This is a genomic window from Pseudomonas shirazica (assembly GCF_015168335.1).
In the GTDB taxonomy this organism is placed as follows: Bacteria; Pseudomonadota; Gammaproteobacteria; order Pseudomonadales; family Pseudomonadaceae; genus Aquipseudomonas; species Aquipseudomonas asiatica.
Genome location: NZ_CP063456.1, coordinates 5,685,726 through 5,705,987, shown reverse-complemented (window position 1 = coordinate 5,705,987; position 20,262 = coordinate 5,685,726). Strand labels below are relative to the sequence as shown.

The 20,262-nt window shown below is 63.1% G+C and carries 12 protein-coding genes; 2 read left to right on the top strand and 10 right to left on the bottom strand.

Annotated features, from left to right (window positions below):
- Positions 1 to 147: 147 nt before the first annotated feature.
- The gene (locus IMX18_RS26240; protein WP_015272096.1) at positions 148 to 2,091 is read left to right on the top strand and encodes a methyl-accepting chemotaxis protein; all 1,944 of its coding nucleotides are present in this window, start codon (positions 148 to 150) and stop codon (positions 2,089 to 2,091) included.
- Positions 2,092 to 2,225: 134 nt separating this feature from the next.
- Here the strand turns inward: IMX18_RS26240 and IMX18_RS26235 are convergent, their stop codons facing one another.
- The 7 genes from IMX18_RS26235 to pip all read right to left on the bottom strand — a co-directional run bounded on the left by IMX18_RS26235 (position 2,226) and on the right by pip (position 11,023).
- A complete protein-coding gene (locus IMX18_RS26235; RefSeq protein ID WP_013974550.1) occupies positions 2,226 to 2,960 on the bottom strand; it encodes an amino acid ABC transporter ATP-binding protein in 735 nt (244 codons plus the stop codon).
- The gene (locus tag IMX18_RS26230; protein ID WP_015272097.1) at positions 2,953 to 3,915 is read right to left on the bottom strand and encodes an amino acid ABC transporter permease; all 963 of its coding nucleotides are present in this window, start codon (positions 3,913 to 3,915) and stop codon (positions 2,953 to 2,955) included. Before IMX18_RS26230 ends, IMX18_RS26235 begins: the two co-directional genes overlap by 8 nt.
- Positions 3,916 to 3,993: 78 nt before the next feature.
- Complete coding sequence (locus tag IMX18_RS26225) at positions 3,994 to 4,791, bottom strand: transporter substrate-binding domain-containing protein (protein ID WP_054572209.1); 798 nt, start codon at positions 4,789 to 4,791, stop codon at positions 3,994 to 3,996.
- A gap of 275 nt (positions 4,792 to 5,066) precedes the next feature.
- The gene (mdoH, locus tag IMX18_RS26220; protein ID WP_102085072.1) at positions 5,067 to 7,640 is read right to left on the bottom strand and encodes a glucans biosynthesis glucosyltransferase MdoH; all 2,574 of its coding nucleotides are present in this window, start codon (positions 7,638 to 7,640) and stop codon (positions 5,067 to 5,069) included.
- Positions 7,633 to 9,354, bottom strand: coding sequence for a glucan biosynthesis protein G (locus tag IMX18_RS26215; protein ID WP_015272100.1), 1,722 nt, complete (start codon positions 9,352 to 9,354; stop codon positions 7,633 to 7,635). Before IMX18_RS26215 ends, mdoH begins: the two co-directional genes overlap by 8 nt.
- Positions 9,355 to 9,617: 263 nt before the next feature.
- Positions 9,618 to 10,055: a D-aminoacyl-tRNA deacylase gene (dtd, locus tag IMX18_RS26210; RefSeq protein WP_013974555.1), complete on the bottom strand. Its 438-nt coding sequence runs from the start codon at positions 10,053 to 10,055 to the stop codon at positions 9,618 to 9,620.
- Positions 10,052 to 11,023, bottom strand: coding sequence for a prolyl aminopeptidase (gene pip, locus IMX18_RS26205; RefSeq protein ID WP_013974556.1), 972 nt, complete (start codon positions 11,021 to 11,023; stop codon positions 10,052 to 10,054). Before pip ends, dtd begins: the two co-directional genes overlap by 4 nt.
- Before the next feature lie 170 nt (positions 11,024 to 11,193).
- Between pip and IMX18_RS26200 the strand changes: the two genes are divergently transcribed.
- Positions 11,194 to 16,719: a dermonecrotic toxin domain-containing protein gene (locus IMX18_RS26200; RefSeq protein WP_224765891.1), complete on the top strand. Its 5,526-nt coding sequence runs from the start codon at positions 11,194 to 11,196 to the stop codon at positions 16,717 to 16,719.
- Positions 16,720 to 16,778: 59 nt separating this feature from the next.
- Here the strand turns inward: IMX18_RS26200 and hutG are convergent, their stop codons facing one another.
- Genes hutG through IMX18_RS26185 form a run of 3 tightly spaced genes read right to left on the bottom strand, consistent with a single transcriptional unit; the run spans position 16,779 to position 20,218 of the window.
- Complete coding sequence (gene hutG / locus IMX18_RS26195) at positions 16,779 to 17,582, bottom strand: N-formylglutamate deformylase (protein WP_015272102.1); 804 nt, start codon at positions 17,580 to 17,582, stop codon at positions 16,779 to 16,781.
- A 10-nt stretch (positions 17,583 to 17,592) separates the two neighbouring features.
- On the bottom strand, positions 17,593 to 18,798 hold the full coding sequence (gene hutI, locus IMX18_RS26190; protein ID WP_217189983.1) for an imidazolonepropionase: 1,206 nt from the start codon (positions 18,796 to 18,798) through the stop codon (positions 17,593 to 17,595).
- 16 nt (positions 18,799 to 18,814) lie between these two features.
- Positions 18,815 to 20,218 carry an amino acid permease gene (locus tag IMX18_RS26185; RefSeq protein ID WP_015272104.1) on the bottom strand — a complete coding sequence of 468 codons (1,404 nt, stop codon included), beginning with the start codon at positions 20,216 to 20,218 and terminating at the stop codon, positions 18,815 to 18,817.
- Positions 20,219 to 20,262: the final 44 nt, after the last annotated feature.

Genomic DNA, 20,262 nt, shown 5'->3' with positions numbered 1-20,262 from the left:
CCGGCGCAGGTGGAGTATTCCTACCTGTTGAAGTGAAATTTCCTACCTGATTATCAGGTCAAGTCCTACAGCTCCGCTGCCGATTGGCAAAGGTGTGATGCCAGCAATGCGCCTGCATCCTCGCCCCCAATCGCACGGAGATTCCTCATGCTCGGCTACCTCAACCGCAAGCTCGGCAACATCAGTGTCGCAGCCAAGCTCGCCCTCGGCTTTGCCGTAGTCCTGCTGCTTACCCTGGCCACTACCGTCAGTGGCTGGCGTGCACTGGATGACGCCATTGTGCGCTCGCAGCAACTCAGCGAAATCGGCCTGATCAACGACCTGACCAAAGACTTGCGCGCAGAGCGCATCACTTACCGCGTACTCAACGACAATGCCAGCAGAACGCGGATAGCCAACATTCTCGACCAGCTCAACAGCATGCTGAGCACCTTGCAACAACGTAGCAGCGTGGATGAATCCCGGCAGATGCTGACCGAAAAGCTGGCGTTGCTGCAGCGCCTGCGCGGCGATTTCAGCGCGCTGGAGAATACTGTCGCCAAGCGTATCGCCCTGCGCCAGGCCATGCAGGCCCATGAGCAGAAGCTCACCGAAGTAATCGACGATCTCCAGACCCAGGCCTTGCTGAGGATGCCTGCCGACAGCCAGCAAAGCGGTGTGCTGGGGCTGATGGACACGCTTGGCCGACATATCGACGGTGCCAACCAGCAGAGCCTGATTCCGGCCTATACCTTCTCCCCTGTGGAAAGCTTCGCCAAGGTCGGCGACACCTCCCTGGATGCCGCCGCCAGCAGCCTTGCGCAACTGCTCAAAGGCCTTGCTCCACTTGGCTTGCCCCATGCGCTCACCCAGCAGCCCGGCGAGCAGCTGGCCAAGTACCGCGCCAGCCTGGATGAGTATCGTCGGGCTGCGGTGCGTGTCGAACAGCTGCAAAACAACATGGAGAACATGGGCAACGAGCTGCGCGCGGTAAGCCTGGAACTTGGCAAACGCAAGATCGAGCAGCGCGACAGGGAAGCCCTTGAGGCCCGCTCGCTGCTGACCACTGTAGCCCTGCTGGCGTTGGTCGTAGGCGTCGTGGCCGGCTGGCTGATCACCCTGCAGATCACCCAACCTTTGCGCCAGACCCTGGCCGTGGCCGGGCGCATCGCCAAGGGCGACCTGAGCCAGGTCGAACCGGTGCAACGCCGCGACGAGATGGGCCAGTTGCAAACCAGCATGCGCGAAATGACCTTGAGCCTGCGCGAGCTGATCGGTGGCATCGACCAGGGCGTCAGCCACCTGTCACAGGCCGCCACACAGCTGGCGGCCAGCAGCGAAGACACCAAGCTGCGCATCAACCAGCAACGCGAGGAAACCGACCAGGTGGCCACGGCCATGAACCAGATGAGCGCCACCGTGCAGGAAGTGGCGCAGAACGCTGAACAGGCCTCGCTGGCGGCGACCAACGCCGACCAGCAGGCGCAGATCGGCGACCAGGTGGTGGCCGAAGCCATTGGCCGTATCGAACAGCTGGCCGGGCAGATGGACCATTGTCTGGCGGCCATGCAGCACCTGGCGGGCGAGAGCCAGCGCATTGGCAGCATCCTCGATGTGATCAAGTCAGTGTCCGAGCAGACCAACCTGCTGGCCCTGAACGCGGCGATCGAAGCGGCACGGGCGGGTGAAGCCGGGCGTGGTTTTGCCGTGGTGGCCGATGAAGTGCGCGGTCTGGCCCAGCGTACCTCGACGGCGACCGAGGAAATCGGCCAACTGATCGACAGCCTGCACAACGGCACCGACGAAGTGACCCGCCTGCTGGACAACAGCAAGAGCCTGACCGAGCAGAGCGTGGAGCTGAGTCGCAAGGCAGGCCAGGCCCTGAGCCAGATAACTGACACCGTGTCGAACATCCAGGGCATGAACCAGCAGATCGCCACGGCCAGCGAAGAGCAGAGCGTGGTCGCCGAGCAGATCAATCGCAGTGTGCTGAATGTGCGCGATGTGTCGGATCAGACCAGTGCGGCCAGTGAGCAGACGGCGGCGTCGAGCGGGGAACTGGAGCAATTGGGGCAGCAGTTGCGGGGGATGGTGGGGCGGTTCAGCATTTGAGATTGCGGGGGGCTGCTTTGCAGCCCATTCGCCGGCAAGCCAGCTCCCACAGGGACCGTACAGTTCTCAGTACCTGTGGCACTCCTGTGGGAGCCGGCTTGCCGGCGATTGGGGCGCAAAGCGCCCCCCTTCGGTTAAAGCACCTGGCGCAGGAACGCCTGCGCGCGCGGGTCTTTCGGCGAGGCGAAGAACGCGGCCGGGGCCGAATCTTCCAGCAGCTTGCCATGATCGAAGAACAGCACGCGGTCCGCCACTTCACGGGCAAAGCCCATTTCGTGGGTAACGCAGACCATGGTCATGCCTTCCTGGGCCAGGGTCTTCATCACGTCCAGCACCTCGCCGACCATTTCCGGGTCAAGCGCCGAGGTTGGCTCGTCGAACAGCATCACTTTCGGGTCCATGGCCAGGGCCCGGGCGATCGCCACCCGCTGCTGCTGGCCACCGGACAGGCGCGACGGGTATTCGTTGGCTTTCTGCGCAATGCCTACCTTCTCCAGCAGCGCCCGGGCCTTGGCTTCGCGGTCGGCCTTGTTGCGCTTGCGCACCACCTTCTGCGCCAGGCACAGGTTCTCCAGCACGGTCATGTGCGGGAACAGGTTGAAGTGCTGGAACACCATGCCGACTTCGCGGCGGTAGGCGTTGATGTCGGTCTTCGGGTCGGCCAGTTGCAGGCCGTCGATGGCCACATGGCCTTCGTCGAAATGCTCCAGGCCGTTGAGGCAGCGCAGGAAGGTCGATTTGCCCGAGCCCGACGGGCCGAGCACCACCACCACCTCGCCCTTGGCGACCTGGGTGGTGACGTTATCCACAGCCCGTACCACGTGGCCACGGGTGTCGAAGACTTTCAGCAGGTCACGGACTTCAATCACTTTGCGCAAGCCTCCGCTCGAGCCGGCTGGCCAGGTGCGACAGCGGCAGGTTGATCAGCAGGTACAGGCCTGCCACGCAGAACCAGATCTCGAAGGTCGAGAACGAGGTGGTAATGGCCTCGCGGCCGCTCTTGGTCAGTTCGGTGATGGCGATCACCGAGACCAGCGAGGTGTCCTTGACCAGGCTGATGAACTGGCCGGCCAAAGGCGGCAGCACGCGCTTGAAGGCCTGCGGCAGGATGACGTGGCGCATCGACTGGCCCGCGTTCAGGCCCAGCGAGCGGGCCGCTTCGTTCTGGCCCTTGGCAATGGACTGCACGCCGGCACGAACGATTTCGGCCACGTAGGCGCCAGTGAACAACGCCAGTGCGGCCACCCCGGCAAACTCGCGGGACAGGTTGAGCACGGTACCGATGAAGAAGTAGAAGATGAAGATCTGTACCAGCAGCGGTGTACCGCGCACCAGCTCGACGTACACCGTCGACAGGTCCCGCAGCGTAGGGTTGCTGGACAGGCGGCAGAGGCCGGCGAACAGGCCGATCAATAGCCCCAGGGCACCGGACACCACAGAAATCCAAAGCGTGGTCCACAGGCCCCAGGCCAGCGGGCCGGCCGCCCAGTGGCGGGTGACGCCAATCTGGTCGCCTTCGGAAACGTCGTCGCCACGGGCCAGCTGCAGGCTGTCCTTGTCTACATCGAGCACCTGCTCGGCACCGCTCTCATCTTTCAGCGTGACACGGGCATTGTCGCCAGAGATGACGATGTCCTGCACGGTGCCGTAACCGGCGGCGCGCTGTGCTTCCTCGGCCTTGTAGGCGAAGTACTGCGGGACGCGGTTCCAACGCCACTCGTAGGAAATCATCGAGGTGGCCATGTACAGGCTGAACGCCAGGCCCACCAGGACCAGAGCAGTCAAACCGTGCCAGGGCCACTGGGCTTTCTTGTGTTTGATCACGTGGGGTACTTCCGTAAATGCAAACGCGCAGGGTTTGCCTGCGCGTCGGGGTCATAAAGCCGGCTTGTGGCCTGGGCCTTATTCCATTTCCTTCAGCCAGTCCTTGTTCTTGAACCACTTGTCGTGAATACGATCGTAGGTCCCGTCATGCTTGATCTGGTGCAGGAAGTTGTTGATGAAGTTGATGCTGTCGTAGTCGCCTTTCTTCAGGCCGAAGGCCAGCGGCTCGTAGGTGAAGGGTTCGTCGAGGAACAGCAGCTTGCCGGCACCGGCCTTGTCCACTGCCACCACGTTGTACGGCGCGTCGTAGACGAAGGCGTCAGCCTTGCCGTTGACTACGTCCATCACCGCTTCCTGCTCGTTGTCGTAGCCGTGGTACTTGGCCTTGGCGATCAGCTTCTTGGAAACCATTTCGCCGGTGGTGCCGAGCTTGGAGGTGATGCGGTACTTCTCGTTGTTCAGGTCCTTGTACGACTTGATCTCGCCCGCCAGTTCCTTGCGGATCAGCAGGGTCTGGCCAACCACGATGAAGGGTTCGCTGAAGTTCAGGCGCAGGTTGCGTTCCTGGGTCAGGGTCATGCCGCTGCCGATCATGTCGAACTTGTCGGTCAGCAGGGCCGGGATGATGCCGTCATAGGCCGTGGATACCGGCTCGAACTTGACGCCCATGGACTTGGCCATGGCCTTGAGGATATCGACTTCGAAGCCGATGATCTCGCCACGCTTGTTGGTCATCTGGAACGGCATGTAGGTCGGGTCCATGCCCACCCGCAGGGTGCCGCGCTTGACCGCGTCATCGATCGCGCCCGCCTGGGCGGCCGTTACGGCGACCAGGGCGGTGACACCGACCAGCAGTCGCGAAAGGTATTTCTTGATCATCACCAAGTCCCCTAGCAAGAAAAGTAGCGAATCTTATTGTTGGCATGGCCGTGGCGGCCGATGCGTCATATCGGAGAGGGATGCTAACGCATGGCGGCTCGGGGACCTAGAGCCGGGGGGGACTTTGTTGGCCAAAATCCATCATGCAGGGACATTGCTAGCGAGGGCTTTGCCCTCGTTTCGCGACACAAGGCCGCTCCTACAGGGGCATGCATTCCCTTGTAGGAGCGGCCTTGTGTCGCGATAGGGCCGCAAAGCGGCCCCTGGGCCGATCAGGCGCCGACGAGTGCCGGTTGGCCTTCATTCTCCGGATGCAACGGCAACAGCGGCGAATGCGGGTCGTTCTTGATCGACGCACGCCACACGTCGATCCACGCCGCATTGTGCTCGGCCCAGACCTGCTCGTGCAGGCGGGTCAGCGCCACCGGGTCGCTGAGCAGGGCCAGGCGGGTATTGAGATCCAGCCCTTTCGGCCCTACCTCCATCGCCTTGGCCACGCGCTCGGCGCGCAGTGCCTCGATCGGCGCTGCCTGACCATGACGGGCAGTGGCCATGGCACAGGCCAGGGCGTTCTGCCGCGGGTCGACCACAGCCCGCACGAAGCCGTCATGCAGGGCATGCCAGCGGTTTTCGTGGGTGTACTGGTCGGTGGCCAGCAGTTCTTGCGGGGTGGCATATTCCTCGGGGATGAGGAACAGCTTCTCGTCCTTGGCGGCAAGGCCCAGGCGGGTGCGGCTGGAGATCACCGAAACCGGGATCGACAGCACCAGCGAACCAACGATTGGCGCCAGCCACCACAGGAAGCTCGGGTTCAGCCAGGCGACCAGCGCCGCCCAGCCGATGCCCAGCAGGGTCTGCGGGCCGTGGCGGCGCACCGCTTCACTCCACGGCGTGGAGTCGTCGTCACGCTGCGGCGAGTTCCAGGTCGCGGCCCAGCCGAGGAACGCGGCCAGCACGAAGCGGGTGTGGAAGATCATGCGCACCGGTGCCAGCAGCATGGAGAACAGCATCTCCATCAGCATCGACAGGGTGACCTTGATGCGCCCGCCAAACTCGGTCGCGCCCTTGGCCCAGATCAGAATGACGCTGAGCAGCTTGGGCAGGAACAGCAGCACGATGGTGGTGGAGAACAGCGCCACGGCCTTCTCCGGGTGCCACTGCGGCCACAGCGGGTAGAGCTGGTACGGCTCGATGAAGTACTGCGGCTCCATCAGCGTGTTGGTGGCCAGCAGCGCGGTCGACAGCACCAGGAACAGGAACCACAGCGGCGCCGACAGGTACGACATCACACCGGTGAGAAACACCGCACGGTGCACCGGGTGCATGCCCTTGACCAGGAACAGGCGGAAGTTCATCAGGTTGCCGTGGCACCAGCGGCGGTCGCGCTTGAGCTCATCGAGCAGGTTCGGCGGCAGTTCTTCGTAGCTGCCCGGCAGGTCGTAGGCAATCCACACGCCCCAGCCGGCACGGCGCATCAGCGCGGCTTCGACGAAGTCGTGGGAGAGGATTGCACCGGCGAACGCACCCTTGCCCGGCAATGGCGCCAGGGCGCAGTGCTCGATGAACGGCTTCATGCGGATGATCGCGTTGTGGCCCCAGTAGTGCGACTCGCCCAGCTGCCAGAAGTGCAGGCCGGCGGTGAACAGCGGGCCGTACACGCGGGTGGCGAACTGCTGCAGGCGCGCATACAGGGTGTCCATGCCCGAGGCCTTCGGCCCGGTCTGGATGATGCCGGCGTCCGGGTTGGCCTCCATCAGGCGCACCAGGCTGCTCAGGCACTCGCCGCTCATGACGCTGTCGGCGTCGAGTACGACCATGTACTTGTATTCGCCGCCCCAACGACGGCAGAAGTCGTCGAGGTTGCCACTCTTGCGCTTCACCCGGCGCCGACGACGGCGGTAGAAGATGCGGCCGAAGCCTTTGGTTTCGCGGCACACGTCTAGCCAGGCCTGTTGCTCGGCAACGGCGATGTCGGTGTCGTTGGTGTCGCTGAGCACGAAGAAGTCGAAGCGATCGAGGTTGCCGCTGGCGGCCACCGACTCGAACGTTGCGCGCAGGCCGGCGAACACGCGCGGCACGTCTTCGTTGCAGATCGGCATCACCAGCGCGGTACGCGCCTCGGGCGCGATCGGCTCGTTGCCTGCACTGCTACCCGAAATCTTGTACTTGTCGCGCCCGGTGAGCAGCTCGAGGAAGCCCATCAGCGCAGTCCAGAAGCCCGCCGATACCCAGCAGAACAGGATGCCGAAGAGAACCAGGATGGACGTCTGCAAGGCATACGGCCAAACCTGCACCACGGTGTCCCACAGCGGCTGGTTGACGACTTCGTCAAAGTCCACGAACGACCAGCCCTGGTACGGCAGGATGCCCTTCATGTACCAGCCGGCAACGATGGTCTGGCCGATCATCAGCGCCAGCAGGATGTAACGGCGGATCGAACCGACCGTACGCCAGCGGGCTGGCGGCAGCTCGCGCTTGGGCGGCTGCGGGGCGTTGGTGCGGCCAGTCATGCGCCGCCACATGCGGATCAGCACGTTGGTACGCCATGGCTCGGGCACGACCTTGGTGCGCTTGATCGGCGGGGCGATCTTCAGGCACAGGCGGCCGCTGCCGTCGACACCAAGCATTTCGGCGTCTTCCAGCTCGGCGGCGCTGCCTACGGTCAGGCGCGGGCCCACCGAGGCCTGCACGGCCTCGGCAGAGCTGGCGGCCGGGTTGGCCGCCAGGCGTTGGTGCAGCTCACTGAATGACGTGCAGCTGGCGAGTTCCGCCCGTTGCTCGTCGCTCAGTGGTAGGTGGGCCAGGTACTCGCGAAGCGATTCCGGCCTTGCGCTTGAGTTACTCATCGGCAGGCAACTGATAGCTCCAGGTCTCGGTCAGCACCTTCTCGGTGGTGGCCGGGGTCCCGTTGGTGGGCGCCGCATCGGCGGCAGGTTGTTCGGCCTTGGCGGCTTTCTCGGCCTTGGCTTGCTTGGCTGCAGCCTTGTCCTGCTTGGCGTCCTTGGCAGGCTTGGCGGCTTCGACCGGCACGTCACGCACAAGCGCGGCACGCATTTCGGTCGATTTGTTGGCTTCCTTGACCTTCAAACGCAGGGTCAGGCGCCAGCCCTTGGTCTCAGGGTTATAGCGCAGGTTGTTCTCGACCACCTCGGCGTTGTCGCCCACGCTGATCTGGCTGCGCACGGCGGTGTCTTCCGGCAGGGCGGCCAGCGCCGGGCCGGCGAAGTCGACCAGGAAGGCCACGCTGCCGTCTGGCTGGCGGATCAGGTTGGATTGCTTGACGTCGCCGGTGGAACGCAGGGTCTGCTTGACCCAGCCCAGCTCGGGAGCCTGGAACTTCGGCTCGTCGATGGTCCAGTGCAGGCGGTACGCGTACTCGAATGGCTTGCCTGGCTCAGGCAGCTTTTCCGGGCTCCAGAAGGCCACGATGTTGTCATTGGTCTCGTCGGCAGTCGGGATTTCGACCAGGTCGACGGTGCCCTTGCCCCAGTCCCCCTTCGGCTCGATCCAGGCGCTCGGGCGCTTCTGGTAGTTGTCGTCGAGGTCTTCGTAGTCGCTGAAGGCGCGCTGGCGCTGCATCAGGCCGAAACCACGCGGGTTCTCGACGCTGAAGTTGCTCACGGCCAGGTGTTTCGGGTTGTTCAGCGGGCGCCACAGCCATTCGCCGTTGCCGGCATGGATCGACAGGCCTTCGGAGTCGTGCAGGGCCGGACGGTAGTTGAGGACCTTGGACGGCTGGTTGGGGCCGAACAGGTACATGCTGGTCAGCGGGGCAATGCCCAGGCGGCTGACATGGTCACGCAGGAACACGCGGGACTGCACGTCGACCACGGTATCGTTGCCTGGGCGCAGGGTCAGCTTGTAGGCGCCGGTGGAACGCGGCGAGTCCAGCAGGGCGTAGATGACCAGGTGCTTGTCGGCCGGCTTGGGCTTCTCGACCCAGAACTCGGTGAAGCGCGGGAACTCCTCACCCGACGGCAGTGCGGTGTCGATGGCCAGGCCACGGGCCGACAGGCCATATACATGGCCCTTGCCGACCACGCGGAAGTAGCTGGCGCCAAGCAGGGTCATGATCTCGTCCTGCTTGTCGGCCTTGTTGATCGGGTACAGCACGCGGAAACCGGCGTAACCCAGGTTCTTGGTGGTTTCCGGGTCGTGTGGCACGTCACCGAACTCGAAACGGCTCGGGTCGTACTTGATTTCCTCGACCTTGGTGGCGGTGACCTCGTTGATCTTCACCGGGGTATCGAAGTGCATGCCCTGGTGATAGAACGACAGCTTGAACGGGGTCTTGTCCTTGGCCCACTCGGCCTTTTCCTGCAGGAAATGAATCTTCTGGTAGTCCGCGAATTTCATGTCGCGGAATACGGCCGGCAGGTTGCTTTTCGGTGCTTCGTACTTCTGGCCGGCCAGATCCTTTGCCTTGGCTGCAACATCGTCAAGATTGAATGCCCACAGCTGGCCCGCGCTCATCAGGCCGACCAGTGCAACACTGGCCATCAGGGCCTTGCGCAGCCCGGTACCGGGGATTCTTGATGCTTTTTGGGGACTAACAATCACGAGCAACCCTCGCCGAAAACAGATCATGAAACCAACGGCCAGCGACAAATGCCGGGTTGGCGAGCACTGTTCGGACCCCGTGAGGGCGTAATGATTCCCCAAACGGATCCAGACAATACTCGAGTCAGAGTGAAACGAACCTGCGAACGCAGGTCCATGCAGCGCGCGATTATCCAGCAGGTCGCGTGACAACGCATCAGGCTGGAACAACTATTTATCGTACAAAACCCCTTGTTTTCCTGTGAACAAGGGGTTTTTTAACCTCATATTTGTAACATAAATGTTACGGGGCCATCATTGACCAGGTGCACCTGCATGTCTGCGCCAAATTGCCCGCTTGCCACATCGGCGTGCCGGGCCTTCGCCTGCTGCAAAAGATAGTCGAACAACTCGGCGCCAAGGGCCGGTGGCGCTGCCGTCGAGAAGCTCGGGCGCATGCCGTTGCGGGTGTCTGCCGCCAGGGTGAACTGCGACACCAGCAACAAACCTCCCCCCACATCCTTGAGCGACAGGTTCATCTTGCCCTGCTCGTCGCTGAACACCCGGTAGTTCAACAGCTTGTGCAACAGTTTGTCGGCCTGCTCACGGGAATCTTCAGGCTCGACGGCCACCAGCACCAGCAAACCCTGGTCGATGGCACCGACCACCTCCCCTGCTACCTCCACCCGTGCACCGCGCACGCGCTGCAGCAGGCCCCTCATGCTTCTTCCAGGGGCAGGTCGAGCAGGCGCCGGGCCATCTGGTCGGCGGCACGCACCAGGGCATCGGTGATACCCGGCTCGGAAGCCGCGTGGCCAGCGTCACGGATCACCTTGAGCTCGCTGTTGGGCCAGGCCTGGTGCAGCGCCCAGGCGTTGTCCAGCGGGCAGATCACATCATAGCGGCCATGCACGATCACGGCCGGCAGGTGGGCGATCTTCGGCAGATCGCGGATCAGCTGGTCCGGCTCGAGGAAGGCGTTGTTCATGAAGTAGTGGCATTCGATACGGGCGATCGACAGTGCACGCTGCGGCTCGGAGAAGCGGTCGACCACCAGCGGGTTGGGACGCAAGGTGGCGGTACGGCCTTCCCAGGTGGACCACGCCTTGGCCGCGTGCATCTGGGCGATCTGGTCGTTGCCGGTCAGGCGCTTGTGGAAGGCCGTGACCAGGTCACCGCGCTCCTCCGGCGGGATTGGCGCGATGTAGTCCTGCCAGTAATCGGGGAACAGGCGGCTGGCGCCTTCCTGGTAGAACCACTGGATCTCCTGGGGCCTGCACAGGAATATGCCGCGCAGGATCAGGCCATGCACCCGCTCGGGGTGGGTCTGGGCGTAGGCCAGGGCCAGGGTGGAGCCCCACGAGCCGCCGAACAGCACCCACTTGTCGATGCCAAGGTGCTCGCGGATGCGCTCAAGGTCCTCGACCAGGTGCCAGGTGGTGTTGTTCTCCAGGCTTGCATGCGGCGTGGAGCGGCCACAGCCGCGCTGGTCGAAGGTGATGATGCGGTACAGGGTCGGGTCGAAGTAGCAGCGGCTCTGGGCGTCGCAACCGGCGCCCGGGCCGCCGTGGATGAATACCACCGGCAGACCTTCTGGCGAGCCGCTTTCGTCGACATACAGCACATGCGGCGCTTCCACGGCCAGATCGTGCCGGGCGTAGGGTTTGATCTGCGGGTACAGGGTCTGCATTGCGCACTCCGTGTGAGGATTATTCGGCCGTGGGCCATCATAAACCTGAATTGCGCTTTGAGCACTGCCCGCGCTGATGCCGCCGCACCTCGAGGGCACATATATCTACCTCCAGCAGCTCAGACAGGCCCGCGATAGTCCCTCGCCCCAAATCAAGCAAGGGCTTCGCCATGCCAACTGCAGTCACTGCCGCACCTAGTGTTCATTACGCCACCATCGAGCGCAGAATCCCCACCTGGCTCAAGCAGGCTCCGCCAGAAACCCAGAGCGCGATGCGCAACTGGCATCAAGCCCCTGCCTGGCTGGCGACGGCAATCCAGCAACAGCCGGAAGTCGCCAAGGCATGGCAGGAAGAGCACGCACGTCACCGCGAGCACCAGGTGCAGGTGCACAAGCTGTTCGAAAAGCTTCCAACCCTGGAAGCGTACGGCATCAAGACACTCACCGAAGCCATCAAGCAGCGATTCAGGCTTGACCTGGACGTGCGCAACACCTACCTCGTCGATGCCCGCCAGATCGAAACGACCAATGCCATCGACAGCCGCCAGGCCGTCGACCGGGCTACACGCTCGCTGCTGCACTGCGCCTTGCACAACTTCGACCAGGATGCCGCTGCCGAGCATGGCATGGACGCGCCCGCCTCCCTGCTCAAGAGGTCGGTCATAGTCGATCACCGGCGCTTCATGGGCACCCTGCCGATCAACAATGCACTGGATATCGCCGCCGAAGATTTCGCCGATTTGTGTCGTACGCTGGATATCGGCGGCAAATACCATCAACAGGTACATGCCATCTACTATCCAGCGGCCACGCCGCCACTCGGCGCGGATGAAGCCGCACTGGCCGTTTATGAAACACTGGGGCGTGCGGAGGTCTCGGCATTCCGGCAATCCCTGCATTTCGCCCGCCTCAAGGGGGATATCAGCGAGGCGCTATATTCCGCCGCTCTTGCCACGCCACTTGACCAGGCGCCATCGCCCTCTTCGCCGGTGACGTTCAGCCTGCTCAACTTGTGGGAAGCCGAGCTGACCGGCGTTGTGCTCATCACCCTGCAAGCTGAAGAGCATCAGGCAGTGGCGCTGTACATCCCCGAAGACAGCACAACGCCCCTCAAGGAATTCGCCAGCCAGGAAGCCATGAACGAAGAGTTGCGCGACAGGCTCCAGGCCGATATCGGATACCTGGACAAGCACCTCGCCGACCGCGACAAGGCGCCGATAACCACCCGCCTGAAGGACCGGCTCATGCCCCTCGCCTGGAGTGTCCGCGGCTTGCATGAACGTGTTCCGGACCCGCACGCCACCCTGTATCCGGTCAAAAAGCCTTTCAGCCACGCCTTCCAGGGCGTGATGACGTTCCAGAAGACCCAGCGTCATGAGAAGGATGTGCTGTTCCACGCCACGCCAACCGAAATCGTCGATCGGCGCACCGCCCAAGCCCACCGAGAGCTGATTGCCGGCCGTGTGCTCACGGCCTTGAACATCGCCGGCTTCTTCGTGCCGGGGCTTGGCGAGGCAATGCTTGCCGTTTGCCTGGCCCAGCTGGCCCATGAGGTGTATGAAGGGATCGACGCCTGGGAAAACGACGAGCGTGATACTGCCTATGGCTATCTGGTCGATGTGATCGAAAACGTGGCCGTCATGGCCGCCCTCAGCGCAGTAGCCAAAGCATTGAGAGGCTCGCAGGGCAGCGAAACTGGCACGGCGCCGGAAGGGCCGGAAATAGAAGATCCAGAGGATGAGGAGCCAGGGATACCCCGCATTCCTGTAGAAACGCCTTCATTTATCGAAGAACTGGAAGTCGTGGAAACATCCGATGGTCAGATGCGGTTGTGGAAACCCGACCTCACACCCTACCAGAGTCACGAGACACTGCCCCATGACCTGGTACCGGACGAACTGGGCCTACGGCATCACCAAGGCAAACGCTGGCTGGTACTGCAGGGCAATCAGTACATCGTCAGCCAAACGCCAACGACTGGCGAATATCGTTTGCAACACCCTGCAAGTCCTCGCCGTTACCAGCCGCCAGTGCGGCACAACGGTGCCGGAGCATGGTTGCACGTTACGGATAAGCCACTGAGTTGGTCGGGCATGACACTCCTGCGCCGCATCGGCCACTTGAGTGGGCACTTCGACGAGCCGACGCTGCAACGGATTATCGCCGTCAGCGGCGTACACGAAGACGAGCTGCGCCGGGCCCTGGCCGAAAGCCAGCGGCTGCCGGCCTTGCTGGAAGACACCCTGCAACGCTTCAAGCTGGACGAAACGGTCCGCCAGCTGGCGGACGAGAGCACTCGGCCCGCTGAGTTTGCCAGGGCCTACGCCGGCCTTTCGCACGACCTGGCGCCGGGTGCCGAGGCCATCCAGAGGGCGTATCCGAAATTGCCATCAGCAGTCGCCAATGAGCTGGCACGCGAGGCCAGTGCCCTCGAACTGCAGATGCTCGACAGTGGCAAGGTACCACTGCGCCTTGGCGAGGAGGCCCGCGTCTACCAGCAACAAATTCGCCTTGCCCGCACCTGCGAAGGGCTGTACCTGTCCAGCGTGCCGAGCTGGGATAGCGACCTGTTGATCATGCATACGCTCGAACGCTTGCCAGGCTGGCCTGCACAGACCAGGCTCCGGCTGCTCCAGCGCATGTCCTGGCCAACCCAAGATCATGCCATTGGCACGCCGGGCACCCGCCCATACACGACCATCACCCATGCCCCGGCAGGGTACATCGTCCACGACGAAAGCCTGCCCAGTGCGGCGGTCAAGGTGTACCCAAGCCTTTACGCTGCATTGTACGAGGCACTGCCCGCGGCGATGGCGAGCATGGACGTCACCGATCAGCAAGCGCTGCAGCGCCTTGTACAGGAAAGCCCGTTACTACCCCGCCCAGCCCTGAGGGCGCTGCTGGGCATGCAGCCCGTACGCCCCGGCTACCGTTCTCCCATGCGTCTGGCCGATGGTCGCCTGGGCTACCCACTCAGTGGCGGCGGCCCGGCCACCCACGGCATCACCCGTCAGCGCCTGCTCGAAGCTATCGAAGCCACAGGGCTCGCCACACGCACCGGCCGCTCGGCAGATCAGATTCTGCTGGCACTTGCCAGCCGCGGCCGTACACAGCTGCAGATATTCGAGCATTTGCAGACGCTGGTGGAGCAACGCAACGAGCTGCAAAGCAGCCTGGACGATTGGAGCGAAGCCATTTCGCCGGCAAGCGACCAGGCAGCCCACGACTACGACAGCCTGCGTGACTCGATCATGCAACATTGGTACGAGACTGCGCTGGAGGAGAGTGCAGAGCCCACGACCGAACTGCGTATCGCCCGCGTCCCACTTGCCGACGTACCCCTCACCTTGCCCGCTTTTTTCAACACACGCGTGCGCAGCCTGAGCCTGATCGACCTACCGTCAGGATCGCTGGCGGGCTGGGCGCAAAACGAGCGCCTGCTGCAGCGCCTGCTCAGGCAGATGCCGCAGATCGAGTCGCTGGAAATCAGCCGTGCGTTTGACCCCAGGGCAACGCCCTCGCCCTTCCTGTTCAGCGTGCCCACCATCACCGAGTGCCTGCCAGCGTTGCAACGACTGGTGCTCACCAACCAGAACATGACGCTCTCCGAAAGCGACCTGAACCTGCTGTCAGGGCTTCGCCAATTGAGATATCTGGACCTGAGTGGTAACCGGCTGGCGCAGAGCAACAGGCCAAGTTTCCATGAGTTGACCCTGGACTACCTGGGCCTGGACCAGATGCAGCTGGCCCAATGGCCGATCGGGATTGGCAGCGACGCCCTGGCGCGCATTTCCCATCTGTCGTTGCGCCACAACAATCTCAGGTCGTTGCCCTCGTTCCTGCTTCATGAAGCGGACATGCTGACCACCCCACCGGTGATCTCGCTGGAAGGCAACAGCATCAATGAATCTCACCTGCAGCGATTGTTGCTGAACGAGCGCGTCGACACCTCGGGCATCACCACGGACCAGCCAGAAGCACTATCCGAACAACTCGCACGCATTCGCGATGAGCGACGACAGATGCGCGATGCGATCGATGGCTGGGCCCAGGCATCCAGTTCGAGCAACCCATTGACCCAAGCCGCGCTAGCAGACAGGCAACGTATCGCGTCAGCGATCGGTCAATTCTGGGAACAACAGGAGCAGGGCCAGTCCTACCTGCGCCTGCAACTCGAGGACGTGGCCATCGAACATTTCCCCAGGCGGCTTCCAGCGTTCTTCGGCGCCCGTGTACGCGCACTCAGCCTGACGCGGTTGCGAGGCAGCGCCTCACAGCTCGATGAACTACTCAGCCGGTTCCCTAACATCAGCCGGTTGACCATCGATGAGCACCAGGCCGCCATGCCCTCGCTGGCATCCGCTTTGGCTCGCCTTCCCCAGCTCACCTTCCTGGAGTTTCGCAACATGGGCCTTGAGGTCGATCAGGCCATGCTCGACATTTTCGCAGGGCTGCGAAACCTGACGTCGCTGGACCTGTCGGGCAACCGCATGGGCAGCATCGACCGGGTGCCCGCATCGCTGGCCAGCAACCTGCAGTCACTCGCATTGACCAACATGAACCTGCAAGCCTGGCCCAGCTGGTGTGACAGTTTGCTGCCACTGGAACTTCTCGACCTGAGCTCGAACAACATCACCCAGTTGCCCGAGCACATCCTGTCGAACCTGAACAATCCCATGCCAATCTCGTCGATCGCCTTGTTCGACAACCCGTTGCCTCTTGAAACCATCCTGCGGGTACGCACGTTCTCGGACAGCCAGCACAGCTATTCCTTTGCCCTGGATATCCCCGACGACCTGATGTTCTTCGATACTTCCAGCGAAGGATCTCTCGACCACCCTCACTTCCCACTGCTCGGCGATGATACGCCCAGGCTGGAGGACTGGATGCTGGGTAACGAGGCACAGAATGCAGCATTGCGGGAGTGTTGGGAGCAGCTTGAAGGCAGCGATCTGTTGCGTCTGACAGGCCGTCTGCACAATGCCGCTCCGTACGTTGACCCGAATACGCGAACCACCTTCTGCGAACGGGTACGCATCATGCTGGTGGTGGCTGCAAGCAACGAAACCGAACGCCCGATCATGGAGAGCATCGCCGCTGCGGCATTGCCCGACCCGGCAACCGGCTCGCAGACCTGCCACGATGGAGCGCTGCAGGAGTTCAACAATATTGAACTGTATCTGATGAGCCAACGCCTGTTGATCGACGCCGGCGACTCCCTCCAAGCACTGCGTCGTCGCCTGTTGCAACTTTTCCGGGTCGAACAGCTGGAGCTGATGGCCAACCAACGGACTGGCACGGGTGACCGGGTATCGGTACGCCTGGCCTACCGACGGGAACTGGCCAAGGAACTGGACCTGCCGATCGCCGACAGCATGCGTTTTCGAGGTGCTGCAAACCTGGCGCGCGATGAGCTATCCAGCGTGCTGGAGAAGGTCCGGAAAAGTGAACTGAGCGATGCACTGGTCGATTACATGCTGGCGAATACGGATTGGACCACGCGTCTGCGAGCCGAATTTGCCGACCGATTCGCCGAAATAGAAGCACGTTTCCGCCTGCGGGTGCTTGAGCTGGCAAGCAAGGACCACTCGCTTCAGGACGAGTTGAACTTGCAGCAAGGCCTGCAAGATGACAAGGATCAGGAAGAGAGGGAGCTACTGCGCGAACTCACCATCAAGCAAATCAACAACAACTGAGCAGTAGTGACTGGCGACGCGAACAACCTGCATCGCGTCGCCATTCTCACCGGTGAACTTCACCGCCCGTAACGCGCCTGGCCCCAGTCCAGCAGCGCCTGCAGAAGCTGCTTCAACACCTCCTGTGTCGGTCGTGCCAGGTTTTCGCGGTAATCGAACGGCTCGGCTTCTTCCATATAGGTGCTCTGCGCCAGTTCCAGCTGCACCGCATGGATGTGGTTGGCCGGATCACCGTAATACCGGGTGATATGCCCGCCCTTGAAGCGGCCATTGAGCACGTGGCTGTAGCCTTGGGCCTGGGCACAGACCTCTTTCAGCTGTTCGGCCAGAGCCGGGTCGCAACTGGCGCCGTTGAAGGTACCCAGGTTGAAATCCGGCAGCTTGCCGTCGAACAGGTGCGGGATCAGCGAACGGATCGAATGGGCGTCCCACAGCAGGGCGTAGCCGAATTGCTCGCGCAGCCGTGCCAGCTCACGACGAATCGTGTCGTGGTAGGGGCGCCAGATCTGCTCCAGATACTGCTTGCGCTCCTCGCCTGTCGGCACCAGCCCGTCCTTGAACAATGGCTCGCCATCGAAGAGTGTGGCCGGGTACAGGCCAGTAGTGGCGCCGACGTAAAGTGGTTTGTCGTCATCCGGCCGGTTCAGGTCGATGACGAAACGCGAATACTCCGCGGCTACGACACTGGCGCCCATCTCGCGGGCAAAGTCATACAGCCGCGGAATATGCCAGTCGGTGTCCGGCAGGCTGCGCGCCTGCTCGACCAGGCCGTCTCGAACAGCCGGCGACAGTTTCAGGCCGGCGTGGGGCATGCTGATCAGCAGCGGCAGGCGCCCCTGGTGAAAACTCAGTACCTTGTCCATCGTGCCTCACTCAATTGGAAATTTCGTGGCCCTTGCGCACTACGCGCTTGGGCAGGTCGCCGCCCAGCCAATAGGCCAGGTCGGCGGGGCGTTCGATCTGCCAGGCGACGAAGTCGGCAACCTTGCCCACTTCCAGCGAGCCATGGCTGTCGCCCAGGCCCAGCGCCGTTGCAGCGTGCACGGTGACACCGGCCAGTGCCTCTTCCGGCGTCATGCGGAAACATGTGCAGCCCATGTTCAGCATCAGCCGAAGCGACAACCCTGGCGAGGTGCCGGGATTGAGGTCGCTGGCCAGGGCGATCTTCACACCGTGGCGGCGCAGGGCGTCCATCGGCGGCAGCTGGGTTTCGCGCAGGAAGTAGAACGCGCCCGGCAGCAGCACGGCGACCGTGCCGGCTTTTGCCATGGCAATGGCGTCTTCCTCGGTCATGAACTCCAGGTGGTCGGCCGACAGCGCCTGGTAGCGCGCCGCCAGGCTGGAACCGTGCAGCGACGACAACTGTTCGGCGTGCAGCTTGACCGGCAGGCCCAGTTCGCGCGCCTTGATGAACAGCCGCTCGACCTGGGCCGGGGAGAACGCCAGGTGTTCGCAGAAGGCATCCACTGCGTTCACCAGGCCTTCGGCGGCCAGGGCCGGCAGCATTTCATCGCAGATGTGCGCGATGTAGTCATCAGCCCGGCCGACGTATTCCGGCGGCAAGGCATGGGCTGCCAGACAGGTGGCGCGCACCGCCAGAGGCAACTCGTCGGCCAGGCGCCGGGCCACACGCAGCATCTTGCGCTCGTTGGCCAGGTCCAGGCCGTAGCCGGACTTGATCTCGATGGTGGTCACGCCATCGCGCATCAGCGCCTGGACCCGTTGGCGGGCACTTGTGAACAGCTCGTCCTCGCTGGCCGCGCGGGTGGCCCGCACGGTGCTGGCGATGCCACCGCCCTGTGCGGCGATTTCGGCATAGCTCACGCCCTGCAGGCGCTGCTCGAACTCGCCGCTGCGGTTGCCACCGAACACCGCGTGGGTGTGGCAGTCGATCAGCCCGGGGGTAACCCAGGCGCCGCCCAGGTCCACCGTACGTTCGGCCCCGACCGACGCCAGCTCGACGCGCGGGCCGATCCACTCGATCAGCCCGGCGTTGGTGACAATGGCCGCGTCCTCGATGGCCGAGTAACGGCCCTCGGCCATGGTTGCCACATGGCAGTGCTGCCAGACGGTTCTCATACATCGACTCCTTTACTTAGCGGTGCAGCTCGGCCGGTTCCGCTACTGGCTTGCCCTGCCCTGCGCGCGGCTTGCACCACAGCAGGTAGGACGCCACCAGGAACACCACCCAGACCACGCCGACGAGCAGTGCCGCCTGGGTATCCGGGAAGTAACCGAGCACGCCAAAGATGAACACCATGAACGCAATGGCCATGGCTGGGCCGTATGGCCAGAATGGTACCGGGAACTGCAGCTGGGCCACTTGTTCACGGCTCATGCTGCGGCGCATGGCCACCTGGGTGAGCAGGATCATCAGCCACACCCAGACGGTAGCGAAGGTGGCGATCGAGGCGATCAGCAGGAACACGTTCTCCGGGATCAGGTAGTTGAGCAGCACGCCGATCAGCAGCGCAGCACCCATCACCACAACGGTCATCCACGGCACGCCGTGCTTCGACAGCTTGCTGAAGCCGCGCGGCGCGTGGCCTTGCTGGGCCAGGCCGTACATCATGCGGCCGGCGCCGAAGATGTCGCTGTTGATGGCCGAGATCGCGGCAGAAATCACCACGATGTTCAGCACCGCGGCGGCAGAGCCGATGCCCAGGTTACTGAAGATTTGCACGAACGGGCTGCCCTGGCTGCCAATCTGCGGCCATGGGAACAGGCACATCAGCACGAACAGGGTGAGCACGTAGAACAGCAGGATGCGCAGCGGCACGGCGTTGATCGCCTTGGGGATGACCCGCTGCGGGTCCTTGGCCTCACCGGCGGTCACGCCGATGATCTCGATGCCGCCGAACGCGAACATCACCACGGCAAAGGAAGCGATCAGGCCACCCACGCCATTGGGCATGAAGCCGCCGTGGTCGAACAGGTTGCTGACACCCACGGCCTGCCCGGAGCCTACCTGGCTGAAGCCGAAGGCCATGATGCCGAGGCCGGCCAGGATCATCGCCACGATGGCGCCGACCTTGAGCAGCGACAGCCAGAATTCCATTTCGCCGAAGACCTTGACGTTGCACAGGTTGAGGCCGCCGATCAGGAAGACGATGCCCAGCACCCAGATCCAGCGGGCCACTTCCGGGAACCAGAAGCCCATGTAGATACCGAAGGCGGTGACGTCGGCGATGGCGACGATGACCATCTCGAAGGCGTAGGTCCAGCCGAGGATGAAGCCGGCCATGGGGCCGAGGTAGGTGCTGGCGTAGTGGCCGAACGAGCCGGCGACCGGGTTGTGCACAGCCATTTCGCCGAGGGCGCGCATGACCATGAACACGGCGGCGCCGCCGATCAGGTAGGCCAGCAGCACGGCCGGGCCGGCCATCTGGATGGCCGAGGCGGAGCCGTAGAACAGGCCGGTGCCGATGGCGGAACCGAGGGCCATGAAGCGGATGTGGCGGGCACTTAGCCCGCGTTTTAGACCTTGAGCTTGTTGCATGTCACGTCCTTAAATTGTTTTTGTGGTCGTGAGATCGAGGGGGG

Bases quoted from the DNA above. Each gene is read 5' to 3' on its own strand.
- IMX18_RS26240 (WP_015272096.1), top strand. From the start codon at position 148: ATGCTCGGCTACCTCAACCGCAAGCTCGGCAACATCAGTGTCGCAGCC.
- mdoH (WP_102085072.1), bottom strand. From the start codon at position 7,640: ATGAGTAACTCAAGCGCAAGGCCGGAATCGCTTCGCGAGTACCTGGCC.
- dtd (WP_013974555.1), bottom strand. From the start codon at position 10,055: ATGAGGGGCCTGCTGCAGCGCGTGCGCGGTGCACGGGTGGAGGTAGCA.
- pip (WP_013974556.1), bottom strand. From the start codon at position 11,023: ATGCAGACCCTGTACCCGCAGATCAAACCCTACGCCCGGCACGATCTG.
- IMX18_RS26200 (WP_224765891.1), top strand. From the start codon at position 11,194: ATGCCAACTGCAGTCACTGCCGCACCTAGTGTTCATTACGCCACCATC.
- hutG (WP_015272102.1), bottom strand. From the start codon at position 17,582: ATGGACAAGGTACTGAGTTTTCACCAGGGGCGCCTGCCGCTGCTGATC.
- hutI (WP_217189983.1), bottom strand. From the start codon at position 18,798: ATGAGAACCGTCTGGCAGCACTGCCATGTGGCAACCATGGCCGAGGGC.
- IMX18_RS26185 (WP_015272104.1), bottom strand. From the start codon at position 20,218: ATGCAACAAGCTCAAGGTCTAAAACGCGGGCTAAGTGCCCGCCACATC.